This is a genomic window from Mycolicibacterium chengduense (assembly GCF_033741155.1).
Lineage (GTDB): Bacteria > Actinomycetota > Actinomycetes > Mycobacteriales > Mycobacteriaceae > Mycobacterium.
In genome coordinates this window covers 26604-47069 of record NZ_JAWQNH010000011.1, presented here as the reverse complement: position 1 = coordinate 47069, position 20466 = coordinate 26604, and the positions used below count along the sequence as shown (strand labels likewise).

The following is a 20466-nucleotide window of genomic DNA, read 5'->3' as shown; positions in this document are numbered from 1 at the left end:
GTGTCAATCGGCCGAGCGCGGTCGCTTTAGGTTGGTGCTTGTGGCGCGGCCCCTGGTGACGGGGTGGTCTCCGGTCGTTTCTTCTGCCACGGCCAGCGACCGCTGATCTCCAATTCCAGCGACCAGCTCAAGAAGGTTCGGATCAGCACGATCCCGGCCAGCACGGCCACGCTCTGCGCGGTCGGCGTCACCGCGACCGTGCGGATGATGTCGGCCGCCACCAACAGCTCGAGACCGAGGAGAATCGATCGGCCGAGTTGTTGGCGCAGCTTCTCGTAGGTATCGCTTTCTTTTCGCCGTAGCCGGCCGATCGCGAAGGCCGCCGCCAGCACCGCGCCGATCGCGATGATGGCCACGCCGGTTCCGTCGATAACCGTGCCGACGGTCTCCACGACCTCGATGAACGTCATGGGCCACAAGGCTATGCGGTAGGGACTGGATCTGGCCATGACCGGTGAACGGGGCAGAATCGCAGCATGGGCCGCTGGTCAGATGTTGAGGTTCTGCACGCTTCGCGGGACTGGGTGTCACCCTGGTTCCCGCCTACAGCGACCCGCGTCTCACGGGATGGGTACGAGCTGTACGTGGACGGCGGCACCGCCACAGTGATGGCGGTCAACGGTGCCCGGCCCATGCTCGACGACGTCGCCGCGATTCTCGAAGTGGGTCGGCGCGTTGGTGCTGAGGCAGTCGAATTCACCTTGGGACCGGATGACTCCGGCGCGGCGCCGGGGGATATCAGCGGGGCGCACGTGACGGCGACCGTCGACATCCTTGCGATCGATCTGGAGATCGGTGTGCTCGGTGTGAACCCGAGCCCGGAGCTGCGTGTGGATGAAGTTCGCACGTTTGACCAGTTTGCTTTGTATGAACTCACTTCGGCGGCAGCATGGGGCTATCCCGCACCCACGGATGCCGATATCTGCAACAGTTTCGATGAGCTGAGGCCAGGATGGTTCGTGGCATCGCTCGCCGGCCTGCCGGTAGGGGCCGGGGGATACACACTGGTCGATGAGGTCGCCCGGCTGTGGGGCGCCGCTGTCGTCCCTTCGGCGCGCGGTAAGGGTGTTTATCGTGAGTTGGTCGCGGCGCGCACTAGGGATGCGAAAGCCCACGGCGGCACACTGGGTTTGGTTCATGCGATGGCAACCTCGTCGCCGGTTCTGCAACGGGTCGGCTTCCGCAAAGTGGGTGAACAGCGGGTCTACCGGGCCGCTTGCGTTGATCCGCGTGGTGGTAGCCGACCCTGACAGCGGCTCATCGATACCTCAGCGCCGTCGTGAACATGCTGTAATCGAGTCTCACAACCGAGGAGGCAACGCAGAGTGGCCAGCACCCGCGCCCAGCTCGAAGACCTGTACCGCCGCTACCTGGACGCGTGTAACGACCACGATATCGATCGCATGTCGGCCTTCTACAGCGGCGCGATCAGGGTCAACGACAAACCGATGCCGCCCGGCGCGGTCGCCGAACAGTTCGCTCCCATCTTCGCGGCTTTCCCCGACTGGCGCTGGGAAGTGAAGGGTCTGGCCATCGATGGTGATCTGATTTCGCTGCGGTTCGAGGTAGGCGGCACCCATCTCGGCACCTTCGCGGGTGTACCGGGCACCAATCGGCGGGTGAGCATCCCAGAATTCACCATCTACCGTGTCGACGACGGACTGTTCGCCGATGTGTGGGATCTGTCGGACATGACGTCCCTGTTGGCGCAGATCGGCTCCTGACTGCGAGAACACCCCATGCCTCAGCTACCGGCGGTGCGCTTGCGCGCGGCAACGATCGCCGACCACGCCTTCGTCGTCGAGATGGCCCGGCACGCCTGCATCATCGAGGACTGGCCGCTTCCCGACCCGGAGGACGACGAGGTGCTGAGCATGCTTCCGGTGGAAGGCGAGATACCCATCATTGCCGAAGATCGGCCGGGCGAGCCGGTCGGAGCGACCTGGACGTGGCACAACGATCCGCCGCTGTGGCTTGATGCCGGCGGTGGATCGATTCCCGAATTGTGTATCGCCGTCGCGCCGGGCCGGCGCGGTACGGGCATCGGGGGCGTGCTGTTGGACGCGCTATTCGCCCGCTGCGCCACGACCATGGGTGACATATGCGCCAATGTGCACATTCGCAACCCGGCTCAACGCCTCTACCAACGCAAGGGTTTTGCGGTGGTTGGTCCGGGCCGAGGTCCGCTCGGTCTGGCGATGCTCAAGGATCTGCGCTGACCCACTGACTCGCCGCGCGGGCGCTAACTGAGCGCCGCCGCCAGGCTGACCCAGTGCGCACCGTCACGCCGGGACCTCAGCCGAACGACGTGCAGATGAGGGTGACGAACCTCGATGGCCGGCAGCAGGCCGCGATACTTTTTGCGGGTGCGGATGCCCCACCGCACGATGTGCTCCGGGTCGGTGAAGAAGTTGCGCAGTGGCCCTTCGTAATTGCCGTTCCACAGCTCCACGCGGCGCAACCGCCGGTGCAACGTGCGGCGGGTCAGCTGGTACAGCGTCAGCGGTGTGGGCAGGTCGAGCCACAGCATGGTGTCGGCCCGTTCGGCGATCTGGTCGCGTACCGCCGCATACTGCCACTCGATGACCCATGACGTGCCCGAGATGATGGCGTGAACGTCGTCGACGAAACTGTCTCGCGGCCGCCAGTTCGGCCCGTGGAACAGGCCGTCGATCTCGACGTGCGGCAGGTGCAGCCGATCCGAAACATGTTCGGCCAACGTTGTTTTTCCTGATCCGGACACCCCGGCGATCGCGATACGCCGCGGCTGCCAGGTGATCGGGTCACATGCTGACAACACTCGCCCGATCCTAATCAGTGCGACAACACCCCGGCCCACACGGCCGGGGCATCGGTTGACCCGGGCTTTTCCGCATGCCGAGAGGATCGCTTCCGGCGCGTCTGCCGACGGTGCCATGGTGTGTGAGCCGCGGTACACCAGGCCTGCGGATGTGTCCCGACACATACCCTCGACCCTTACTCGGAGGCGACCAATGATCCCGTCCGCCGTTGATCACGGGGTGCAACAGCCTCGAACGCTACCGCCCGATACGCGAATTCAGATGCGGCGCAATTTGCGTAGTGGCGGGGGAGCCTTCGCACTGCTTGTCGTCCTGACGGTGCTGATGCTGTTCACCCCCGTGTTCGACGGCCATATCGGCGGTGTCGGTGTCGGCTACGTCGTGGCGTTCGTGAACTTCCTCGTGGTGCTGACGGTGGCAGCGGCGCATTGCGTGCGCGGTAACCGGCTCGATGATGACGCTGAGGGCGCCTGATGGACGTGTTATCGACGATCATCGTGGTGGCCATCGTGGTGGCGACCTTGGGCCTGGCTGCGTTGGCCGCCCGGCGCAATTCCGACACCGGTGACCACTACGTGGCGGGTCAGCGCGTCAGCGGATTACAGAACGGTTTGGCCATAGCCGGTGAACAACTTTCGGCGGCTTCGCTGTTGGGCATCACAGGAGCCGTGGCTCTGACCGGGTTCAGCGGTTTCTATCTGGCCATCGGCATTCCCACGGCGTTTCTGCTGGTCCTGCTCATTGTGGCCGAACCATTGCGCAATCTCGGCAAATACACCCTCGCCGACGTGGTTTCGTTCCGGTTCGACGGCCGGCTGCTGCGCGCATCGCTGGCAGTCACCACCCTGCTGATCAGCGTGATCTACATGATGATCCAGTTCGTGGGAGCCGGAATTCTCGCCGAATTGCTTCTGGGCGTTCCGTTTTCGATCGCGGTGGTGGTCCTTGCGGTGCTCATGACGGTGTACATGCTGCTCGGGGGAATGGTCGCCGCAACCTACATTCAGATCTTCAAGAGTGTCCTGCTGCTCCTCGTCGTCTTCGTCCTGCTCTTGTTCGTGATCTCCCGGACGGGATGGAATCCCGTGGGCCCGCTCGTGGAGGCGTCCGACAGGTTCGGTGCCGAGGTGGTCAGCGCGCACCGGCTCGATTCCACGTCCGCGTGGAACAATCTCTCGCTGATCATCGGGCTCGGCCTCGGTGTGATGGGGCTGCCCCACGTCATGCTGCGCTTCCTGACAACCAAGAACGCCCGCGCAGCGCGGTCGTCGGCGCTGATCGCAATGACGATCTTCTCGGGCTTCTTCCTGCTGTTGCCGATCTTCGGCTACGCCGCCCTCAACGAGGTCGGTCGCGACACGATCGTGGCCGACAACAAGGGCGGCAACCTTGCGGTCGCCCGGCTCGCGGAGGCCGTCAGCGGGAACGTGCTGCTCTCCATTCTCGCCGGTGTCGTGATCGCCACCATCCTCGCGGTCCTCGCGGGCATCGCCATCGCCGCGTCGGGCGCTGCGGCACACGACCTGTACACCAATGTCATCAAACGCGGTGACGTCAGCCCTCACCGCCAACTGATCGTCGGCCGGGTCGCCGGCGTCATCATCTCGATCCTGGCGATCGTGCTCGCCCTCGGTGCACAGAACCTCAACGTCGGATTCCTCGCGAACGTCGCCTTCGCCATCGCCGCAGCCACGTTGACGCCGGTCCTCGTGCTCACGATCTACTGGCGAGGATTCAATCGGACCGGCGCCCAGGCCGCGGTCACCGGAGGGCTGTTGTCGAGCATCGTGCTGGTGGTGATCGGACCCAATGTGATGGGCGATGCGGCGCTGTTCCCGCTCAGCATCCCGGCGATCGTGACCGTCCCCGTCGCCTTTGCACTCGCCTGGCTCGGCAGCTTGATCGGACGTAAGAACGCTGGGGCCCGAGGTCGCTCGTACGACGAGATCGCGCTGCGTGCATTCCCGCCGCGTGGCGTCGCCGCACCTTCCGAAGCCCGATGAGTGCCTCGCCGAATTCCCCTTCGACAATTGGAGTTACACCTATGCCCACAGTTCGTGACGCAGCGTTCGACGTCTTGCGGCGATTGGGGATGACGACGATCTTCTCCAATCCCGGATCTACCGAGGTGTCACTGCTCACCGACCTCCCGGATGATCTCGAGTTCGTCCTGGGGCTGCACGAGGCTTCGGTCGTGGGCATGGCGACCGGGCATGCGCTCGCCTCCGATCGTCCCGCCCTGGTCATCCTGCACACCACGGCGGGCCTCGGCAATGCCGTGGGTGCTTTGGCCACGGCGCGAGTCAATCGGACACCATTGGTGATCATCGTGGGTCAGCAGGATCGTCGGCACCTGGCCTTCGAGCCGTTTCTGGCCGGCCACCTGCTCGGCTTGGCCGGTGACTATCCCGTGTGGGTGGATCAACCGGTGCGGCCGCAGGACGTGCCCGGCTCGATCGCGCGGGCCTGGCATGAGGCCAGGATCGGTCGCGGCCCGGCCTTGGTGATCGTCCCGATGGACGATTGGCTTTCCACCACCGTCGGGTCCGAGGACGCGGCACCGGTCCGGATGCTCGTCGACCGGTTACCACGACCCGAATCGGTGACCGAGGTCGCCCGATTGATCGGTGACAGCAGTAATCCGGCGCTGGTCGTCGGGGCCGGGTTGGACAACGTCGCCGGCTGGCGGGGAGCCACCGCGCTGGCCGAGCGGATCGGTTGTGCGGTCTACCAAGAGTCGTTCGGTGCCCGCGCCGGCTTCCCGCAGGATCATCCGCAGTTCGCCGGGCATCTCCCGGCCGGCCGTTCCCGGCTGCGGGCGGTACTTGTCCCGCACGACCTCGTCGTCGTGATCGGTGCGCCGGTGTTTCGTCAGTACCCTTTCGAGGACGGTCCCCTGATCCCCGACGGCACCTCGGTGGTCGTGGTCACCGATGACAGCGATGAAGCCGCCCGCAGCCCAGCCGATCTCGCGATCCTGGCCGATCCGGCCGAGTTCGCCCAGCAGCTCGCCGCCGAGGTGCCTGCCGGCTCCGTCGCGGCCGTACCCGCCCGCCACGGGCAACGACCCGCCCCTGCCCAGCACGGCTCGCCGCTGCGCGCCGCGGATGTTCTCGTCGCGCTCGGCGAACGGCTGCCGCGCAACACCATCGTGGTCGAGGAGACTCCCTCGAGCCGACCCGACCTGCACAGATTGCTTCCTGCCCGGGAACCGCTGGGCTTCGTCAGCGCCGCCATGGGCGGCCTCGGATTCGCGATGCCGGCGGCGATCGGCTTGAAGATGGCTGCGCCGGACCGTCCGGTGGTGGCGGTGCTGGGCGACGGTTCGTCGCTCTACTCGATCCAATCGCTGTGGAGCGCCGCTCGATACGACATCGGTGTGTTGTTTGTCGTGCTCGCCAACGGCCGGTACGCGATCATGGACCAGTTGGCTGCGAAGGAAGGCACCGGGCCGGCGCCCTGGCCGGCCTTCGAGGAGGTTTCGGTCAGTGGCCTCGCCGCCAGCCTGGGTTGTCCGGTCAGCCGCGCGGCCGGGATCACCGAGCTCTCCGAGATCCTCGACGAGGTGATCCCGACGCTGTCCACCCGCAAGAGCCCACTGATCCTCGAAGTCGGCGTCCTGGCTGACCGAGACTTCCAGTCCTGACACCGACGACCAGCAGCAGAAGGGAATCCATGAACGACATCTCCGCGAAGGTCACGATCTTCGGAGGCGCGGGCGGTATCGGGTCATCCGTCGCCTTCAACCTGCTGCGCGGCAGCGCCACGTACGACATCGTCATCGTCGACACCAAGCCCAACATGGTGACCAGCCATGTGATGGACATGCAGGACATGGCGGGCATCGACGGCTTCTCGACGGTCCGCGCCGGCACCGCCGACGATGCAGCCGACTCCGACATCGTCATTCTCAGCGCCGCAGTTCCGCTGCGGCTGAACACCTCTCGATCAGTGTTCCTGACCGACAATGCCCGGATCGTCGACGAGCTCGCCGTACCTCTGATCGGTTCCGGCTGGGACGGCGTGTTGATCATGCTCACCAACCCGGCCGACGCGCTGGTCACCTGGTTGCATGAGCGCACCGGGTTCGATCGGCGAAAGCTCCTCGGCTACACGCTCAACGACAGCCTGCGTCTGCGTACCGGATTGGGCCGCGCGCTGGGCGTCTCGCCGCGTCGCATCGAGGCGTGGGTGCTCGGCGAACACGGGGCCGGCCAGGTGCCGCTCTACGACGCGGTGCGCGTCGACGGATCGCCGGTGCAAGTCGATGCGGAGCAGAAGGCGATCGCGAGGGAGTACATCGAATCCTGGTATGTGACCCACGTGGCGCTGGATTCCGGACGGACATCGACCTGGAGCACCGGACGCGGCACGGCCCTGCTCGTCGAGGCCATGCTCGCCGAGTCCGACGAGCCGGTTCCGGTCTCGGTGGTGCTCGACGGCGAATACGGTGTCAAGGGAGCGAGTTCGACCGTCCCCGCGCTGCTCGGCAGGGACGGCGTGCGTGACATCGTCGAGTGGGATCTGTCGGCCGCCGAACTCGACGCGCTGCATACCGGCGCCGAGACGGTCCGGGGCGCCGCGGACAGTATCCAGCTCGGCCGTCCCTGACGGGCCCATCCCGATCAGCGTTTGCCGCCCTGGCGGAGGCTGCGGGAGATGACGGCGGCCGCCACCCGAACACCTTGGGCCAGGCCGGCCAGATTCGGGTGGGCGGCCGGCACGACGACGGAGATCGCCGCGACGATGGTGCCGTCTTTTCCGAAGACGGGCGCGGCCGCAGACGCGTTGCCCTCCGTCATCTCGTTTCGCGAGATGACGAATCCGGTGGTGCGAATATCGGACAGGACCTTGCGCAGCACATCGGGATCGGTGATGGTCCCCGTTGCCATCTTCGGCAGGTCTTCGGACAGCACCGCTTCCCGCAGTGCCGGGGTGCCGAAGGCCAGCAGCACTTTCCCGGGTCCGGTCGCATGCAGGGGCAGTCGGTAGCCCACTTGCGACGAGACGGTGGCACCCTTGCGTGACTGCGGCGCGAGCCGCTCGACGTAGAGCGCGCGGGTGCCGTCCAGGACGACCAGATGCACCACCTCATGCGTCGTCTCGAAGAGGTCTTCCAGTACCGGAAGTGCGACGTCGCGCAGCTGGCGTTCTTTCGGGGCGAGGGCGCCGAGCTGCCACAGCCGGGTGCCGACGGTGTAGGTGCCGCGGCCGGTCCGGTCGAGGCCGCCCCACTTGACGAGTTCGGCGAGGTAACGGTGAGCGGTGGCCGGCGGGAGCTTCGTCTTGTCGACGATCTGGCCCAACGTCTGCTCGGGCCGGTCCTCACTGAACGACTCGAGAATGGACAGCGCTCGCGCCAATGAACTCTTGGATTCGCTCACCGATCGGCCCTTCGACTCGTGAAGGGCCAACGTACTTCTTCCACATGCTGAGAGGAAGCATTGTTCGCGAGATGGCCTTGATCGACAGTGACTCACGACACTTTGACCACGCACGCACGGTTGCGTCATGAAAGCAGGTACGCATGATCGGGCGAGGATTCGCGAACGGGGACGGCGCACCGTCGGAGGCAGCCCCGATGACCGATGAGGCGTTGTACGACCTGTCTGTCGTCGAAGCTCGGCGCCTGCTCAGTGCCGGAGCGTTCGACGCGGAGCACTACGCCGCGCGCCTGCGTCACCGCGCCGTCGAGGTCGCCGAATACAACACGATGACCGTCGTGGTCAAGGACAGCATCGATGTGGCAGGTACGGTATCGACGGCCGGTACCCCCGGGCTCGCCGCGAACACCGCAGACACCGCCGCCGATGTCGTGCAACGCCTGCGCGCGGCCGGGGCGCACATCAGCGGCAAGAACGTGATGCACGAACTGGCACTGGGAGCACCCGTCCATCTCGATCTACCTGATCACGTTCGTGGCCGCTTCCCTGGCGAGCCTTGCCGCGATGAGGACATCCGACTTCACCGGATTCGCAGCCGACGACCGCGCTGCCGAGCAGCGCAGTGCCTGACCACGCAGCCACACCGCCGAGTGACGAAACGGAGAAATGACAATGAGCGCGGAACAAGAACATAGGGCGGCCCAGCGATTGCTGGACCGACCCGTATGGGAGTCACGCATTTTCACCGGTGAGTGGGTACCTGGTGGAGCCGAGGACCACGCCGTCATCGAACCCGCGACGGGTGGGCAGTTGTCGACCATCGGGATGGCGACCGCCCAGGATGTGGCGCGTGCCGCCGACCGGGCCGTACGTGCTCAAATCGACTGGGCCGCCCGCCCCTTCACCGAACGGGCCGCTGTTCTCCGTCGCGCGGGCATCCTGTTCGAACGGCACGCCGACGAGATCGCCGAGTGGGTGATACGCGAGGCAGGCAGTACCGCTGCCAAGGCCCACATCGAAACACACACCGCCGCAGAGGAATGCCACAACGCTGCAGCCCTCGCCGCACACCCGCACGGTGAGGTGCTGCGCTCGGAGCAGCCGCGACTGAGTTTCTCGAGACGCATCCCGGTGGGCACGGTGGGCGTGATCGCTCCCTTCAACTTTCCGATCGTCTTGTCGATCCGCGCCGTCGCTCCGGCGCTGGCGCTCGGTAACGCGGTGGTCCTCAAGCCCGATCCGCGCACTGCCATCTGCGGAGGTGTGGTCCTCGCCCGTGTCTTCGAGGAGGCAGGCCTTCCCGCCGGATTGCTCAGCGTCCTGCCGGGTGGCGCCGACGCCGGTGAAGCCGTCGTGGTCCATCCCACGGTGCGGGTCATCGCCTTCACCGGGTCGACCCGCGCGGGCCGCGCCGTCGGCGAACTCGCCGGACGCCATCTCAAACGGGCCCACCTCGAGCTGGGCGGCAACAACGCGCTGATCGTGCTCGAGGACGCCGACATCGAAAAGGCCGTGTCGGCCGGTGCGTTCGGCTCGTTCCTGCACCAGGGCCAGATCTGTATGGCGGCGGGTCGTCACCTCGTACACGAAAGTGTCGCCGCGAGCTACACCGCGCTGCTTGCCGAGCACGCCGAGCGGTTACCGGTCGGTGACCCGTTCACCAGTGACGTAGCACTCGGTCCGATCATCGATGGCAGGCAACGCGATCACATCCACGCCATGGTGACCAAGAGCGTGGATGCGGGTGCCGTCCTCGCAGCCGGTGGAAGCTACGACGGACTGTTCTACAGACCCACGGTCCTGGCACGAACCCCGGTATCGGCACCGGCGTTCGAGGACGAGGTCTTCGGACCCGTGGCACCGGTGGCGACGTTCGGCTCGATAGAGGAGGCCATCGCGATCGCGAACCGCTCCGATTACGGCCTGTCGCTGAGCATCCTGACCGCCGATGCCATGAAGGGCCTCGAGATCGCGCAGCGCATCCCCGCCGGCTTGGTGCACGTCAACGACCAAACCGTGGGAGACGAGGCAGTGGTTCCGTTCGGGGGTGTCGGCACCTCCGGCAACGGTGGGCGGGTAGGCGGCATCGGCGCCAATCTCGACGCCTTCACCGAAATCCAGTGGGTTACCGCGCAGAGTACGATGCCCGTGCGCGCGTTCTGACCCATGGCGCTCGGTTTCGCGATCCCGTTGCGCTAGCTGAGCGTCGGGTCAGGGAATCCGGACGCCGGTGCCGATGTCGAAGAGATGGATCGCGTCGGGATCCGCGGTGACGTGCACGGTGTCGCCCATGCCGATCCGGTCGCGGCCACTGGCACGGATGATGACGTCGGCACCGACACCGCCCACGGTCCCGTAGAGGTAGGCGTCCGCGCCCAGCGTCTCGACCACCGCAACCGTGACCGGGATGCCGGCCCCCGGCTGGGTCAGTCGCCATCCCTCCGGGCGCACTCCGACGGTGACGGGCCCGGTCATGGCCTCCGAACGCGCCACTGCCATGGTGTGTCCGGCGGCGGTGACCCCGGACTCGCCGAGTTCGCCGTCGAAGAACTTCATGGCGGGCGATCCGATGAACCCGGCGACGAACACATTGGCCGGCCGGTCGTAGAGTTCCATGGGTACCCCGACCTGTTGCAGCTCACCGTCTTTCATCACGGCCACCCGATCGCCCATCGTCATGGCTTCGGTCTGGTCATGGGTGACATAGACGGTGGTGACCCCGAGTTCACGCTGCAGTTTGGCGATGTCGGTGCGGGTTTGCACCCGCATCTTGGCATCCAGGTTGGACAGCGGTTCATCCATGCAGAACACCTGTGGGTTCCGAACAATGGCCCGGCCCATGGCAACCCGCTGGCGCTGTCCACCCGAGAGCGCCTTGGGTTTACGGTCGAGGTAGTCGGTGAGGCCCAGCGTTGCGGCGGCCGCGGCCACCCGCCGCTCGCGTTCATGTTTGGGTAGGCCGGCGTTCTTGAGGCAGAATTCCATGTTCCCGGCGACCGTCATATGCGGGTAGAGGGCGTAGTTCTGGAACACCATCGCGATATCGCGGTCCTTGGGCGCGGTCGTGGTGATATCCCGCCCACCCAGGCGAATGGAGCCGGCGGTCACCTCCTCCAGGCCCGCCAGCATGCGCAGCGTGGTGGATTTCCCGCAACCGGACGGCCCGACCAGGACCATGAATTCACCGTCGGCGATGTCCAGGTCGATACCGGCCACCGCGGGCGTCGGTGCTTTCGGGAACCACCGCTGGGCCTTCTCGAATTGGATGGTTGCCATGGTTTTGCTCCTTGGGTCGTGGGGCTCGGGTGGGCCGGTATCAGCGGGAGGAGATTCCGCCGACCATGCCACTGATGAAGCGCTTCTGTAAGGCGAAGAACAGCACGGCGATCGGCAGCGCGACCATGACACCGGCAGCTGCCAGCAGTGAATAGTCCGTGAGGTGCTGCCCCTGGAACAGGGCCAAGCCCAGCGGGGCGGTCCGCCGGTTGTCGGAGACCACCAGCACCAGCGGCAGCAGAAATTCGTTCCACGTCCACATCGTCACGATGACGGCCATCGTCATCATCGGCGCCAGGCTCGGTGGGACGACGATGCGCCAGAGCAGTCGCAGGTCGCTGGAACCGTCGAGTCGTGCGGCTTCGATGATCTCGCCGGGGAAGCCGCGGAACTGATTTCGCATCCAGAACACCGCGAACCCGAGCGATTGAGCTGTCTGCGGCAGGATCAGCGCCCAGTAGGTGTCGGTCAGGCCGACGGTGCGCAGGTTGAAGTACAGCGGGATGATGAAAGCTTCGGCGGGAAGGGTCAGGCCCAGCAGCAGGATGTAGAACAACGCCGAGGATCCGGGAAAGCGCATCCGGGCGAACGCGTAGCCGGCGAAGGTCGCCAGGACGACCGTCAGCGCCACGACCGCGCCGGTGACCACCACGCTGGACAACAGATAACTGCTGAAATTGCCGCGGTCCCAGGCTGCGCCATAGTTGTGCAGATCGATGCTCGTCGGAATGGTGAATCCACCCGAGTTTTCCTTGCTGGGTGTGATCGAGGACATCAGCACGCCGAACAACGGCACCAGGGCGAAGACCGCGAACAGAGCGAGAATGACTTGGTTGACGGTCTTTTCGGTGCGGCTGGGGTTCATTCGGCCTCCCGCGGACTGATCCGGCTGATCAAGAAGGTCAGGGTGACGATCGCGATGGTCAGCACCACGGCGATGGCCGAGGCCAGGCCCACCTGCCCGGTATTGAAGGCGCGGTTGTATGCCTCGAAGGCGGGCACGGTGGTGGCGGTTCCCGGGCCGCCCCGGGTGGTGATGTAGACCAGGTCGAAGGTCTTCAGGGCCGACACCACGGTGAGGGTCAACGCGACCGCGATCTGTCCGCGCAGGGACGGCAGCGTGATGGCGACGAACTCACGTGCCCGTCCGGCCCCGTCGAGGCGAGCGGCTTCGAACAGTTCCGGTGCGATGTTGCCGATGCCGGACAGGAAGAGCACCAGGCACAACCCGATGTTGAGCCACGTCCCGATCAGACCGATGGCGATCAACGCGAAAGTATGGTCGCCCAACCACACTCGAGTGAGGCTGTCCAGTCCGACCGCCTGCAGCGCCTGGTTCAAGAGGCCGTTCTGGGAATAGATGGAGATCCAGATCGTGCCGATGACGACGGTGGCGATCACCTGCGGCAGGAACAGCACCGTGCGGAAGAACGACATCGACCGCATTGCATGTGCTCGTGAGATGACGGCACTGAGCACCAACGCGAGGACGACGGGCACCGCCGCGTAGAACAGGATCAGGACGCCGGCATGCAGAAAGGACGCTCGCAACTGCTCGTCGTCGAAGACGTTGAGGTAGTTCGTGATTCCGGCGACGGTGGCAGTGCCGATGCCGTTCCAGTTGTAGAACGAGTACTGCACGGTCTGTACCAGCGGGGCGCCGAGAAACACCACGAACACCAGGAATGCCGGTACCACATAGAGATAGCCGCGGATCGCCGCGCGCGGTGTCACCCTGCGTGTCGGTGCGGCCGTGCGGCGCCGGCCACCTGGATCGGTGGCCGGCGTGTCGGGCGCAGCCCGTCGTCGTGGTGGTCGCAGCGTCACGGTCATTTCTGGTTCTTCAGGAAGGCGGCGTAATCCTTCTGCAGCGAATCGACGAACTGTTGTGGATCGGCTTGGCCGCCGAGCAATTCCTGCATGCCCGTGGTGATGGTGTCGTAGAAGGTCGGCGTGGTGTAGTCGAGATAGGGCACCACACCGTCGGCCTTCTGCGTCTCGCGGTATCGGGTCGCGATATCGGCGGCCACCGTGCCTGCCTTCGGTTCGTAACCGGCCGGCAGCACCGTTGGCAGGTTGCCCGAATCGAGCAGTACCTGAGCGGCTTTGGCGTTGGTGACGAAGTCGATGTAGGCGGCGGCGACGTCGGGATGGGCAGACTTGGAGGTGATGGCCCACGCCAGGCCCTGCCCACCGGTGGTGGCGGGCTTACCGTCGTCGGACGTCAGCGTGGTGAAGCCGACATTGTCACCCAACGCGTCCTGCAACGGCTGCTGCAGCCAGGTTCCGGTGAGGGTGAACAGCGCACCGCCCTTGCCGAAGGTGCCGACGGCGTCGTCACGGGAGACACCGTTGGTTCCCGGCGTCAGATAGCCCTCTGCGGACCATTTGGCGACCTGTTGAGCGGCCTTCAACGACGCCGGATCTGTCCATGCACCGTCGCGGCCGCTGACCAGATTCTTCACCGCCGGGGCACCGGCGGTTGCGGCCTGGACGACACCGAACAGGTGGATGCCGGGCGACTTGTCGAGATTGCCGAAGGCCATCGGGAGCATGCCCTTGGCCTTGGCGGCGGCCATTGCCGCGTCCAACTCGCCGAGGGTGGTCGGTGCGGACAACCCGAGCGAGGCCAACTTCTCACGGTTGTAGTAGATGCCGACGACCTCACCGGTCTGGGAGACACCGAACAAGGTGTCGCCCTGCCATGTCTTGCCGTCGCTGCTGAAACTGTTCTGCTTGAGCAGGCTTTCGGGATAGTAGGTGTCCCAGCCGTAGAGCTTGGCGTAGTCGTTCATCGGCCGCAGCATCCCGGCTGCCACGAAGGCGCCCATGTCCGGGTAACCCTGGTTGGCTTGCACGACATCGGGTGGCGTGTTGCTGGACAGGGCCAATTTCAGCGTCGACTTCAGGTCACTGAACGACTCGACGGTGCGCTTGATCGTGACATTGGGATACATCTTCTGGAACTCGGCGTTGAGCTGTTCCTGGGCCTTCACCATGCCGCCGTCGGTGTTCTGGTCCCATACCGCCAGCGTGACCGGGCCGGCCGAGGCGACGTCTTTGGAGACCTGGTTGGTGGGCGCGGCGGGCGCACCGCCACCCGATGGGCCGGGTGCGCATGCGCTGGCGGTCAGCAGTGCGGTGGCCGCGGCGACCGCGGCTCCCAGTCGGTACAGGCGGGATCTGGTCATCGGGAAAGAGCTCCTGGAGTCGCAGGGGTGGGGGAGTTGCGGTGCTGTTCGGCCCAATCGCGGACCGGTGCCCATTGCGGGTCGTGGTGGTGGTCGGCAAGCAGGTCGGCGATATCGGCGGGCCGGGGTGCGCTGCGGGCACCCCCGGCGCCGCGCACCGAACAGGTGGCGCTGACGCTGGCCAGTCGCAGGCGTTGATCCAGCTGCCAGCCCCAGGCTGTGGCCGCCATGAACGCGGCGGTGAAGGCGTCACCGGCTCCGGTTGGGTCCACCGCGCGAACGGTGATCGCCGGGACCTGCAACCGGTCGGCCCCCTGGGCGGCCAGTGCGCCGTTGGGCCCCAACGTGATGACCGCGAGACCGACCCGCTCGGCAAGGACGTCGAGCGCGGCATCGGCGGTCCTCGCCCGCGTGTAGGCAAGCGCCTCGACTTCGTTGACGATCAGGATGTCGATCGCGCCGAGTTGGTCGAGTAGGGCCTCCGACCATTGGCCCGACGGGTCCCATCCCACACCGCCCACCAATGTCGTTCCCCGGGAGCGGAGTCGCGCCGCCTCGCTGTCGATGGGTCCGCGTCCCATCCCGACATGGGCGACCCGCACCGGAGTCGAATCGGGCCACGACGGCAGATGCGGGGGCTGCTGCTCGAAGGTCACGAAGGACCGGTCGTGTCCATCGGTGATCGCCACCGTGATCGGGTTCTGGTACTCGGCGTGCTGGACGGCGAAGCGCAGATCGAGATTGGGTTCACCGCGCAGGGCACGCTCGATGATGCAGCCGATCGGGTCGTCGCCGAGTTCGGTGACCAACGCGGTGTGTGCCCCCAAGCGGGCCGCGGCGACCGCCCGGTTGGCGGCACCGCCGGGCGATATCGCGAAGTCGCTGGCGTACACCTCGGCTCCCGGTGCCGGCGTCTCGACGCCGGTGAACACCAGATCGCTGAACACCCGGCCCGAGACCAGGACGTCGATTTCACGATCGGTCACTCGTGGGTACCTCCACCTGCTTGACAGAGTTTGGTGGTCTTTGCGCGGTCAGCGTGACCGGCTTGCATGACGATTATGTTTCTTCGTCATCTCTCGCGGGTTATTTTGCGAAAAGTTTTCCAAAAGTCGTTCAAAGTTGTGCAAAGTCAATCATCGTCTGGGTACGATCCGGTCATGTTCCTCGCCCAGCGTCACGAACGCATCCTGGCTGCGCTCGCCGGCGGCGGCCAGTCCGTGGTGCAGCTCGCCGAGACGTTGGGGGTGAGCGAGTCGACGATCCGCCGCGATCTGGACATCCTCGCCAAGGGCGGCCGGCTCGAGCGGCTCTACGGCGGAGCCATGCTGACGCAGGGCAGTCGGGCCAACATCACCGACTCGGGCAGCGTGGAAGATCCGTTCACCTCCGACACCCGCGGCGATCTGGAGCTGCGTCGCACGATGGCGATCGAGGCGGCGCAACTGGTGTCCGACGGCGACGTCGTCGTGCTCGACATCGGCTCCACGACCCAGTTGGTGGCGCGTGAACTGCGCGGCCGCCCGGTCACCATCATCACCTCGAACCTGGCGGTGCTCGACGAGGTTCGCGACGACGACGTCGTCGAAGTGGTCCTGCTGGGCGGGGTGCTGCGGCGCAATCAGCAGTCTCTCGTCGGCCCGCTGGCCGAACAGGTCATCGGGCAACTCAGCGCCGACATGATGTTCTTGAGCTGCACCGGAGTTCGTAACGGCCACGTGCTGGACAACATGGCCGTCGAAGCACCGATCAAACAAGCCCTCATCGCCGCGTCACAGCGCATCGTGCTGCTGGCCAGTGAGCTGAAGTTTCCCGGCTCAGGTGCGCTGCGGCTGTGTTCTCTCGATGAAGTCGATGTGCTCATCACCACGGCGGGCACGCCCCACGACGAACTCGCGCATCGCCGGGAGGCCGGCAGAAAGGTCATCGTCGCATGAAACTCACGATCCTCGGCGGGGGCGGATTCCGCACTCCCTACGTATGGCAAGCACTGATCCGCGATCAGGGCTCGCCCCGGGTGACCGAGGTCGCGCTGTACGACGTCGACGAGGGTCGGCTGGCCACCATCACCACGATCCTCGAACAGCTTGCCGCCGGGTTCAGCGACCCGCCGACCCTGCGCACCTACACCCAGCTGGAACCGGCACTGGAAGGTGCGGATTTCATCTTCGCGGCCGTCCGCGTCGGCGGTGTCGAGCAGCGCTGCTGCGATGAACATGTTGCGTTGGACCTCAACGTGATCGGGCAGGAGACGACCGGGCCCGGCGGCATCGCCTACGCGCTGCGGACCGTGCCGGTCATGCTCGACATCGCCGAGACCATCCGCAGAGTCGCCCCTGACGCCTACTTCCTGAATTTCACCAATCCCGCCGGGATCATCACCGAGGCGCTGCAGAGCGTGCTCGGCGACAAGGCGCTCGGGATCTGTGACACGCCATCAGGATTGGGGCGGCGGGTCGCCGGGGTGCTCGGCCATGACCACACCCGTATCGACATGGACTATGTCGGTCTGAACCACCTGGGCTGGATGCGCAGGGTGCTGGTGGACGGCCGCGACGTGCTGCCGGATTTGTTGGCCGACGAGCAGCGGCTGCAACGGTTGGAGGAGGCGGAGGTCTTCGGGGTCGACTGGATCCGGACGCTCGACGTCATCCCCAACGAGTACCTGTACTACTACTACTTTCACCGCGACGCCGTCCGCCGGATCCTCGAATCCCCGCAGACCCGTGGTGATTTCCTGCTGGAGACGCAAGGGCGGTTCTTCGCCGACGCTGCCGCCCAGCCGGAGATCGCGGCCAAACTGTGGACCGCGGCCGTCGACGAGCGCGGGGCGAGTTACATGGCCGAGGCCAAGGGTGGTGTTCAGGGCGCTCCCGCGATCGAGCGCGAGCGGGAGACCGACCCGGCACATCTGGGCTATGCCGGCGTGGCCCTCGGGGTGATGGCGGCGATCAGCCGCAACGAGAAGCGGACCATGATCCTCAACGTGCGCAACCGCGGAACGATCCACGGGCTGCCTGCCGACGCGGTGGTCGAGGTGTCGACGATGGTGGATGCCAACGGTGTCCATCCGCTGACCCTGGACACTCAGCCCGATCTGCATCAGCTCGGCTTGATGCAGCAGGTGAAGGCCGTTGAGCGGCACACCATCACAGCGGCGACCACCGGATCGAGCGCCGAGGCGCTCAAGGCGTTCGCCCTGCATCCGCTGGTCGACTCGGTGGGCGTGGCACGCGAACTGCTCGCGCGCTATGTCGATGCCAATCCCGACATCGCCCGGGTACTGGCCACACGTTCGAAGGTAGCGTGACCCCGGTCGTCGAGATCAGCGCCGACGCCGAGACCACCGGGTCCAGGGTGGCGGAGCGGATAGCGGCGCTGATCGAGGCCAAACCCGATGCGGTCATCGGTGTGGCGACCGGATCGTCGCCCGAGCCGGTCTATCGCGCCCTGGCGCGCCACATCGACAACGGCCTTGACGCCTCGGCCGTCAGCTGGTTCGCGCTGGATGAATACGTCGGTCTGCCCCTTGGCCATCCGCAGTCCTATCGAGCGGTGCTCGAGCGGGTGCTCATCGACCCGCTGGGTCTGGACGCGGCGTCGCTGCATGTGCCCGACGGAGCCGCCGCGGATCCCGACGAAGCCGCCCAGGCCTATGAACTGGCCCTGGCGGGCACCACGGTGGATCTGCAGATCCTGGGCATCGGCGAGAACGGGCATATCGGTTTCAACGAGCCGGGCACACCGTTCACCACTACCACTCACCGAGCCGGACTCACCCGGTCCACCCGGATGGCCAACGCCCGGTTCTTCGACTCGGTGGACCTGGTTCCCGCCGAATGCTTGACCCAAGGTCTCGCGACCATCATGCGTGCGGATCGCATCGAGTTGGTCGCGTTCGGAGAGCGCAAGGCCGCGGCGGTGGCCGCGGCCCTGTGCTCTCCGGTGACCGAACAATGCCCGGCGAGCATCCTTCAGACGCATCCGGACGTCCGGTTCGGCGTGGACGCCGACGCCGCCGGGGGATTGCGGGAAATGCATTGTGTGCCAGGCTGAATCTCATGCGACTGCTTGGTAGCCGTGGCGTTCGTCCTCAGCGCGTGGTGTACCCACCGTTGGCGAAGATCGTCTGACCGGTGATCCAATGCCCCTCGCCGGCAAGGAAAACCGCCAGCGGGGCGATATCGGAGATGTTGGTCAGCCGATCACCCATGGCCTGGCTGGCGTGGAACTGGGCGCGTTCGGGTGTCTCCTGCGGATAGAAGAACGGCGTGTCCATCGGCCCGGGCGCGATGTTGTTGACGTTGATCAGGCGGGGCGCGAACTCCTTGGAGGCCGCCCGGACGAAATGCTCGACCGGCGACTTGGCGCCGGCGTAGGTGGAGTAACCGTCGGTGTAGGCGGCCAGCAGCGAGGTCACGATCGTGGTGAGGCTGCCTTGGTCGTTGAGTCGACGACCGGCTTCCTGGATGAAGAAATACGCGGCCTTGGCGTTGATGTCGAACATCGAATCATATTCGGCTTCAGTGGTTTCCAGAATCGGCTTGCGGAGCACCTTGCCGACCGTGTTGACGGCGATGTCCACACCGCCGAACGCGCCGACCGCTGCGTCGAACAGCGCGGTGATGTTGGCCGGCACCGTGAGGTCACCCTGGACCTTGATGGCTTGCGCACCGGCGGCGGTCACCTCGGCCACCGTTCGATCCGCATCCGCCTCGCTGGCCGCGCTGTTGTAGTGCACCGCGACGTTGACGCCACGCTGTGCCAGTGTCCTGCTGATGAGGCCGCCGAGGTTCTTGGCTCCCGCGGCGACCACTGCTGATTTCCCTTCAAGTGCGCTCATGACCCCACCGTAGGGAGAAATTGCACAATTGAAAAACAGCAAATAGCGATTGATCCACAACTAGTATTTGTAGATGCTTCGTGACCTGCGCCGGGTGGAACAGTTCGTGACGGTCGCCGAGACCGGGAGCTTCACTAGCGCCGCCGAGCGCTTGCATCTCAGCCAACAAGCGCTGAGCAGTTCGGTTCGTCAACTCGAAACCGACCTCGGTGTCGCGCTGTTCACCAGGGCCGGGCGCCGTATCGCCCTCACTCCCGCCGGGACGGCCCTACTCGCCGAGGCACGTCCCCTGCTGGCAGCGGCTCGCACCGTGCATGCCCACGCGCGTACCGCCGCGTCCGGTCAACACGCCTTTGTGGTCGGACACAGCCCGGCGCTGAGTGGGGCCGAGGTCTACGGACTGATCGAACCGGCGATCGACGCCTTCCCCGAGCTGTCCTTCACGTTTCGTCAGCTCTATCCCGACATCCTGTCGGCCGGTGTGCGGGACGGATCGGTGCACCTGGGCCTGCGGCGGGGGATCGCGCCGACCGGGGAACTGTCCGGCGCGGTCATCGGCTACCACCGGGTGCGCGTCGCGCTGCCCAGCGCCCACCGGCTCGCCCACGCCAAGAGTGTTGATATCACCGATCTGGCCGGTGAGCGGCTGGCGTTGTGGGCGCCACCCGGGTCCTCCTATTTCAGCGACTTCCTCATGAGTGCGTGCCGCCGTGCCGGGTTCGAGCCGGACTATGTCGTCAGCCGGGTCCAGGGCGCCGCGATGGTGGCCGCACCGCTGACCACCGGGGCCATCGCCATGGTGACGGCCGAAACCGGCGACACCATGGGCGGCCGCGTCAGGGTGATCGACCTGGAACCCTCGTTGCTGGTGCCTGTGCAGGCTGTGTGGCAGCGCCATACCGTGTCGACGGTGCGGGACGCGGTGCTCACGAGCGTGTCCGCGGGCGACGGCTGACCATGACGGGGCGGGA

Annotated in this window: 22 protein-coding genes; 13 read left to right on the top strand and 9 right to left on the bottom strand. The window is 65.9% G+C overall.

The window, feature by feature from the left end:
* Positions 1 to 26: 26 nt before the first annotated feature.
* Positions 27 to 410, bottom strand: coding sequence for a DUF1622 domain-containing protein (locus tag SBI67_RS28400; protein WP_318983780.1), 384 nt, complete (start codon positions 408 to 410; stop codon positions 27 to 29).
* A gap of 222 nt (positions 411 to 632) precedes the next feature.
* Between SBI67_RS28400 and SBI67_RS28395 the strand changes: the two genes are divergently transcribed.
* From SBI67_RS28395 to SBI67_RS28385, 3 genes are all read left to right on the top strand, one after another.
* Complete coding sequence (locus tag SBI67_RS28395) at positions 633 to 1250, top strand: GNAT family N-acetyltransferase (RefSeq protein ID WP_318983779.1); 618 nt, start codon at positions 633 to 635, stop codon at positions 1248 to 1250.
* Between the two features lie 75 nt (positions 1251 to 1325).
* Entirely contained in the window at positions 1326 to 1724 is a 399-nt protein-coding gene (locus SBI67_RS28390) for an ester cyclase (protein WP_318983778.1), read from the top strand.
* A gap of 15 nt (positions 1725 to 1739) precedes the next feature.
* Positions 1740 to 2219, top strand: coding sequence for a GNAT family N-acetyltransferase (locus SBI67_RS28385; protein ID WP_318983777.1), 480 nt, complete (start codon positions 1740 to 1742; stop codon positions 2217 to 2219).
* Between the two features lie 23 nt (positions 2220 to 2242).
* On the opposite strand, the gene SBI67_RS28380 is transcribed toward SBI67_RS28385, so the two are convergent.
* The gene (locus SBI67_RS28380; RefSeq protein WP_318983776.1) at positions 2243 to 2800 is read right to left on the bottom strand and encodes a P-loop NTPase family protein; all 558 of its coding nucleotides are present in this window, start codon (positions 2798 to 2800) and stop codon (positions 2243 to 2245) included.
* A 262-nt stretch (positions 2801 to 3062) separates the two neighbouring features.
* On the opposite strand from SBI67_RS28380, the gene SBI67_RS28375 reads away from it, so the two are divergent.
* Genes SBI67_RS28375 through SBI67_RS28360 form a run of 4 tightly spaced genes read left to right on the top strand, consistent with a single transcriptional unit; the run spans position 3063 to position 7412 of the window.
* On the top strand, positions 3063 to 3275 hold the full coding sequence (locus tag SBI67_RS28375; RefSeq protein ID WP_318983775.1) for a hypothetical protein: 213 nt from the start codon (positions 3063 to 3065) through the stop codon (positions 3273 to 3275).
* The gene (locus tag SBI67_RS28370; RefSeq protein WP_318983774.1) at positions 3275 to 4804 is read left to right on the top strand and encodes a solute symporter family protein; all 1530 of its coding nucleotides are present in this window, start codon (positions 3275 to 3277) and stop codon (positions 4802 to 4804) included. Before SBI67_RS28375 ends, SBI67_RS28370 begins: the two co-directional genes overlap by 1 nt.
* 41 nt (positions 4805 to 4845) lie before the next feature.
* Complete coding sequence (locus SBI67_RS28365; protein ID WP_318983773.1) at positions 4846 to 6447, top strand: thiamine pyrophosphate-dependent enzyme; 1602 nt, start codon at positions 4846 to 4848, stop codon at positions 6445 to 6447.
* A gap of 29 nt (positions 6448 to 6476) precedes the next feature.
* Complete coding sequence (locus tag SBI67_RS28360; protein ID WP_318983772.1) at positions 6477 to 7412, top strand: malate dehydrogenase; 936 nt, start codon at positions 6477 to 6479, stop codon at positions 7410 to 7412.
* Positions 7413 to 7426: 14 nt separating this feature from the next.
* Here SBI67_RS28360 and SBI67_RS28355 read toward each other — a convergent pair whose 3' ends face one another.
* Complete coding sequence (locus tag SBI67_RS28355) at positions 7427 to 8185, bottom strand: IclR family transcriptional regulator (RefSeq protein ID WP_318983771.1); 759 nt, start codon at positions 8183 to 8185, stop codon at positions 7427 to 7429.
* A 197-nt stretch (positions 8186 to 8382) separates the two neighbouring features.
* Here SBI67_RS28355 and SBI67_RS28350 point away from each other — a divergent pair, with 197 nt between their 5' ends.
* Positions 8383 to 8880, top strand: coding sequence for an amidase family protein (locus SBI67_RS28350; RefSeq protein ID WP_318983770.1), 498 nt, complete (start codon positions 8383 to 8385; stop codon positions 8878 to 8880).
* Entirely contained in the window at positions 8858 to 10348 is a 1491-nt protein-coding gene (locus tag SBI67_RS28345) for a vanillin dehydrogenase (protein ID WP_318983769.1), read from the top strand. Before SBI67_RS28350 ends, SBI67_RS28345 begins: the two co-directional genes overlap by 23 nt.
* A 48-nt stretch (positions 10349 to 10396) precedes the next feature.
* On the opposite strand, the gene SBI67_RS28340 is transcribed toward SBI67_RS28345, so the two are convergent.
* The 5 genes from SBI67_RS28340 to SBI67_RS28320 are packed head-to-tail and all read right to left on the bottom strand — an operon-like array spanning position 10397 to position 15638.
* Positions 10397 to 11461 carry an ABC transporter ATP-binding protein gene (locus SBI67_RS28340; RefSeq protein ID WP_318983768.1) on the bottom strand — a complete coding sequence of 355 codons (1065 nt, stop codon included), beginning with the start codon at positions 11459 to 11461 and terminating at the stop codon, positions 10397 to 10399.
* A gap of 40 nt (positions 11462 to 11501) precedes the next feature.
* Positions 11502 to 12326: a carbohydrate ABC transporter permease gene (locus tag SBI67_RS28335; RefSeq protein WP_318983767.1), complete on the bottom strand. Its 825-nt coding sequence runs from the start codon at positions 12324 to 12326 to the stop codon at positions 11502 to 11504.
* A complete protein-coding gene (locus tag SBI67_RS28330) occupies positions 12323 to 13294 on the bottom strand; it encodes a carbohydrate ABC transporter permease (protein WP_318983766.1) in 972 nt (323 codons plus the stop codon). Before SBI67_RS28330 ends, SBI67_RS28335 begins: the two co-directional genes overlap by 4 nt.
* On the bottom strand, positions 13291 to 14652 hold the full coding sequence (locus SBI67_RS28325) for an extracellular solute-binding protein (RefSeq protein WP_318983765.1): 1362 nt from the start codon (positions 14650 to 14652) through the stop codon (positions 13291 to 13293). The genes SBI67_RS28330 and SBI67_RS28325 overlap by 4 nt, the downstream gene beginning before the upstream one ends.
* Positions 14649 to 15638, bottom strand: coding sequence for a carbohydrate kinase family protein (locus SBI67_RS28320; protein WP_318983764.1), 990 nt, complete (start codon positions 15636 to 15638; stop codon positions 14649 to 14651). The genes SBI67_RS28325 and SBI67_RS28320 overlap by 4 nt, the downstream gene beginning before the upstream one ends.
* 174 nt (positions 15639 to 15812) lie before the next feature.
* Between SBI67_RS28320 and SBI67_RS28315 the strand changes: the two genes are divergently transcribed.
* Genes SBI67_RS28315 through SBI67_RS28305 form a run of 3 tightly spaced genes read left to right on the top strand, consistent with a single transcriptional unit; the run spans position 15813 to position 18708 of the window.
* Positions 15813 to 16589 carry a DeoR/GlpR family DNA-binding transcription regulator gene (locus SBI67_RS28315; protein WP_318983763.1) on the top strand — a complete coding sequence of 259 codons (777 nt, stop codon included), beginning with the start codon at positions 15813 to 15815 and terminating at the stop codon, positions 16587 to 16589.
* Positions 16586 to 17962: a 6-phospho-beta-glucosidase gene (locus SBI67_RS28310; protein WP_318983762.1), complete on the top strand. Its 1377-nt coding sequence runs from the start codon at positions 16586 to 16588 to the stop codon at positions 17960 to 17962. Before SBI67_RS28315 ends, SBI67_RS28310 begins: the two co-directional genes overlap by 4 nt.
* Complete coding sequence (locus tag SBI67_RS28305) at positions 17959 to 18708, top strand: glucosamine-6-phosphate deaminase (RefSeq protein WP_318983761.1); 750 nt, start codon at positions 17959 to 17961, stop codon at positions 18706 to 18708. The genes SBI67_RS28310 and SBI67_RS28305 overlap by 4 nt, the downstream gene beginning before the upstream one ends.
* Positions 18709 to 18745: 37 nt before the next feature.
* Here SBI67_RS28305 and SBI67_RS28300 read toward each other — a convergent pair whose 3' ends face one another.
* Positions 18746 to 19495, bottom strand: a complete 750-nt coding sequence (locus tag SBI67_RS28300; RefSeq protein WP_318983760.1) for an SDR family oxidoreductase — start codon at positions 19493 to 19495, stop codon at positions 18746 to 18748.
* Positions 19496 to 19568: 73 nt separating this feature from the next.
* Between SBI67_RS28300 and SBI67_RS28295 the strand changes: the two genes are divergently transcribed.
* Complete coding sequence (locus SBI67_RS28295; protein WP_318983759.1) at positions 19569 to 20450, top strand: LysR family transcriptional regulator; 882 nt, start codon at positions 19569 to 19571, stop codon at positions 20448 to 20450.
* Positions 20451 to 20466 lie beyond the last annotated feature (16 nt).